Here is a 3221-nt window from a genome sequence, read left to right on the forward strand (position 1 = left end):
AGATACGAAGGGGTGGGGAAGTGGATTGTTTCGAGGCTGGTGGTTTCGGCGTTCTTTATGTCGGAGAAGTCGGTGCCGGCGAAGAGGGTGTAGCGGGTGTTGCCGACGTAGGCTTTGCCGGCAAGATTATAATCTCCGTTGGTATAGCCGATGCGCTGGGTGGCATCCAGAGCAATGTAACCGCCCGAGTTCCGTTTCTTGAGGATGAAATTCAAGGCTACATTGTTGCCGGCGTATTTCCCTGTGGGGGATTCCATATACTGAACCTTAAGCACATCAACGGGACGCAATTGACGAACTTCCCTCATATCTGCCGGCATGCCGTCGATGAAAAGCGCCACCTCTCCCCCAAGGGCGTTGATCTCCCCTTTGTCAAGATTTACCGTGACTCCGGGAATCATAAGATTGCGCACAAGATCATAACCGGAAAAGGAATGCTTGAGCTGCTGTTTGTTGGGTACAACCTCCACTCCGTCGGCGGTGCGTCGGAATTGCTCTGCCTTGATCACGAAATCGGGTAAATCACGCACAATTGAATCCGGCTCTTCCGCATTAACAACGAAGGGGTGACCGCACAGAAGGAATATTGAAAAGAAAAATGGATATCGGTTTATTTTCATAGATAAGAGAATTGAGTTTATAAGAGAATTGAGTTGGAAAATTGTTTCCACAAATTTAGGGAGTCATGTCTTAATAAAACCTTAAGTTGTCTTAGTTATTCTTAACTGACGCTTCAATAAGTTTGATATTACAATATGATTATGTAATTTTGAATGTATAAAAATGTATAGATAAGTGCTCAAATCATTATGAAAAATTTCAGAAACATAATCATCGGAGTACTCGGAACAATAATCGTGCTTTTCGTTGTGAATATATTTTTTCTTTACGGTCTGTATGGTTCGGTAAAGGAGCAATATGTCACTATGGCGAAGGAATGCCTGATGCAGGCAGACTTTATCGAGACTGTTTACCGGGTCAAGAGAATGGACAGCACGAATCATGTCAGCGTAGTCCTTGATCTGGATGGGGAAAGACGGATGACTGAATCCGGTAAACTGACTTCCGAATTCGGGGCGGTGTCAGATTCTGCATTTGCCGCGATAGCGGGGAAAGAGAAGCTTATGGGGATATACCAGTCAATGCACGCCACTATGGCATACAATATGCGCAACAGTCTGCCGCAGGAATACCGTCGCCCGAACCTCCGGCTGCTCGACTCCATATATTCCACAGAATTACACAGAATAGGGTTATATCCGTCACGTGTGTTCGTGCTCCCCGCCGATTCCGTAAACAGGAAAGAAACACGCGGGTTGTGGGAAATAGATTACACCATATTCAAAGGATATCCCTTGATTTATCGCGCCTATATGTCACCGCCGTTAGGAGACATGCTGCGTCAGACCGCAGGTATCGTGATCACGACCATGCTCATCATCCTGATGCTTGCCGTCGCTTTCGTCTATCTTATCCGCACAGTGATGAAAATGCGCTCACTGGAGGAAATGAAGGATGATTTCACCAATAATATGACCCATGAACTGAAAACACCCATCTCGGCTGCCTATTCCGCAATCGACACATTGCTCAATTGCGACAAACATAATGATGCCTCGAAACGGGAGCGTTACCTCAGACTGGCGCTCGATCAGCTTTCAAGGCTCGGCGAATTGGTGGAAGGGATTTTGTCAATGAGTATGGAGCGGCGCAAATCGATGGTACTGGGTAAAGAGGAGATAGAACTGAAGCAAGTCCTCAATGATATTGCCTCCATACATTCCCTGCGTGCCGAAAAGCCTATAACCATAAATGTCTCGGTTGTTCCGGAAAACCTTTCGGCAGAAACAGATCCGACACATTTCGCAAACGTCATCAACAACCTTATGGACAATGCGATAAAGTATTCAGGAGACAGCGTAGCCATTGACATACATGCCGATAGTGCCGGTATTGTCATAAAAGACAACGGCAATGGCATTCCGGCAAAATCATTGCCGTTGATATTCAATAAGTTTTATCGTGTGCCCACCGGCAATCGTCAGGATGTGAGAGGCTACGGAATCGGTCTCTATTACGTGAAGTCGATTCTGGCAAAGATGGGGTGGGATATAAAGGCGGCATCCACACTCGGGAAAGGGAGCGTTTTCACCATAAAATTCATGAATCATGAGAAATAAGATACTTCTTGCAGAAGATGAGACAACACTGTCAACCATCATCTCGGAGACTCTCGAAGATGAGGGATATGAGGTAATTGCCGTAACCAACGGTGTTGACGGACTTGAGGCATTCCGGTCAGAACATCCGGATATGATAATAGCGGATGTGATGATGCCCCGGATGGACGGGTTTGAGATGGCACGTCATATCAGAAACGCTGACCCGGATGTGCCTTTGATATTCCTTACCGCCTTGTCATCCATTTCCGATATAGAGACCGGCTTTGACATAGGCGCTGACGATTACCTGAAGAAACCGTTCAAGATGCGTGAGCTGATTCTCAGAATCCGAGCCTTGTTAAAGCGCAGAAATGTATCCGGCATCAGAGAGGAAGCTTTGGAAAAGAATGAGATTACAATCGGAGAATATATCTTCGATGCTATAGGTAACAAACTGACACACGGCTCTCATGTGTTGGAATTGTCACGTATCGAGGCAATGATATTGCTGTTTCTCATAAATCATAAGGGGATTACGGTGAGATCATCGGAACTGATGGAGTTTGTATGGCAGCATGACGACTATTACAACCGCAATTCCCTTCACGGATACATACACAAACTGCGAAAACATCTGCGACACGATCCGAATATCTCAATCATCAATCTGCGGGGCATCGGCTACCGTCTCGCAATAACAACATGAATAAAGAAAAACAGGCGGCTTTCACAAGCTGCCTGTTTTATTGCGAATCAATTTTGTCAATACTCTATTTAATTTTACAAAACCTAACACAAATGAATTTATTAGCTATATTTTCCTTTCCATCCTTTCCGGTTTGAAACAACCTTGAGTGATAACCTTAACAATCCTTTTTTCACCTTGAAGACCTTTCGGTCGTATGCTGTTTATTTTGACCTTGCGATAGTTTCTTGAACTTGCGATGCAAAGTTATGACAAGATTGTGTTTATAGCAACAAATATAATATATAATATAAATAGAAAATAGATTGTACTATTATTAAATCGCATATATTCAATAAAATATGTTTATTAAA

General features: G+C 44.2%; 2 protein-coding genes and 1 pseudogene. 2 read left to right on the forward strand and 1 reads right to left on the reverse strand.

Translation table 11 applies throughout. From position 1 onward, the window contains the following. Nucleotides 1-620 (reverse strand): annotated as a pseudogene (locus JX312_RS10995) (hypothetical protein); the annotation flags it as partial. Nucleotides 621-809: 189 nt separating this feature from the next. Between JX312_RS10995 and JX312_RS11000 the strand changes: the two are divergent. Together JX312_RS11000 and JX312_RS11005 are read left to right on the forward strand one after the other, a co-directional pair. Continuing rightward, nucleotides 810-2180, forward strand: a complete 1371-nt coding sequence (locus tag JX312_RS11000) for a sensor histidine kinase KdpD (protein WP_204458030.1) — start codon at nt 810-812, stop codon at nt 2178-2180. Next, nucleotides 2170-2868 (forward strand): response regulator transcription factor, encoded by a 699-nt coding sequence (locus JX312_RS11005; protein WP_204458031.1) that lies wholly within the window; start codon nt 2170-2172, stop codon nt 2866-2868. Before JX312_RS11000 ends, JX312_RS11005 begins: the two co-directional genes overlap by 11 nt. Nucleotides 2869-3221 lie beyond the last annotated feature (353 nt).

The organism is Barnesiella sp. CU968, assembly GCF_905219685.1.
GTDB lineage: Bacteria > Bacteroidota > Bacteroidia > Bacteroidales > Muribaculaceae > Lepagella > Lepagella muris_A.